The 1,043-nt window shown below is 55.2% G+C and carries 1 protein-coding gene and 1 tRNA gene; one reads left to right on the forward strand and one right to left on the reverse strand.

From position 1 onward, the window contains the following. Nucleotides 1–222 precede the first annotated feature (222 nt). Nucleotides 223–296, reverse strand: a tRNA-Gly gene (locus tag E1297_RS32555). A 306-nt stretch (nt 297–602) separates the two neighbouring features. Here E1297_RS32555 and E1297_RS32560 point away from each other — a divergent pair. Beyond that, the coding region (locus tag E1297_RS32560) for an alkaline phosphatase PhoX (RefSeq protein WP_155145520.1) at nt 603–1,043 on the forward strand (441 nt) is incomplete at its 3' end.

Here is a 1,043-nt window from a genome sequence, read left to right on the forward strand (position 1 = left end):
ACGACAACACGCCCAGTTTCTTAGAGCCAGCCCTTTCTTCGCTGGCACCGGGTGCCGGGGTGGTGTCTTGGCTCGCGGACTGAGAATTTGCCATGTCTGGCCCTTGTGTCGTGATCGGGTCTAAGTCAACGCTTCTTGGCGACAGAGGTGATCGGGGTCAAGCAATGCGCGCGATTTACTACCCTTAGCGGGCTATTTGACGCAATCGATATCGGGCTGAGCTGGAGCGGGTAGACGGAATCGAACCGACATAGCCTGCTTGGAAGGCAGGGGCTTTACCATTAAGCTATACCCGCTCAGGTCTGGGCTGAGTAGTCCATGCGTCAGCGGTCGTCAAGAACCGAAATTGCACAATCCGGTCCTTTTGTGAAAGACCCCTGAAAGTTGGTTTGGCAATGGAATGCCCGCAGGATGCGTGACTACCCTCGCCCAATATATCCGGGCCAACAGATACGCGGAAACGAGCAGTAATTCGCGTATCAAAAAGTGATGTGTTTACGGATGTCGGTCGCGACAGGGTTAATTGTGTTGTTATCAACCTGTCACAAACGCGCCCTAAATCCACTTTCAATCAAACCGATTCAGACAGCCAGGAGCCATCCATGAAAGACGTTGATCTTACCACTATCTCCGCCGATGACTGGGACGAACTGCACTTCCCCCGCCCCGAAGAAAACGACTTTGACCGCGTCGTCGAACGCGCCATATCCCGTAGGGGATTTCTGGGCGGTGTGTTGGCATTCGGTTCGGGTGCGGCTGCAATGGGCGCTGGTCTGCTAAACTCGACTTCAGCGCAGGCCCAGACCGCTTCACGTTTCGCCTTTACTCCGATCGCCGCACAAACCGACGGCACTGTCCATGTACCCGAAGGGTATGAATGGAAAATCATGACGCGCTGGGGTGATCCGCTGTTCTCGGACGCCGACGGCTATGACATCACCGACGGTGGTCCTGTTGAAAAGTCGGATCGTATCTTCGGCGAAAACACCGACGGGATGGAAACCTTCGCGTTCCAGGGTCACGAGCTGATCGCGATCAACCAC

This window comes from Roseibium sp. RKSG952, assembly GCF_009711355.1.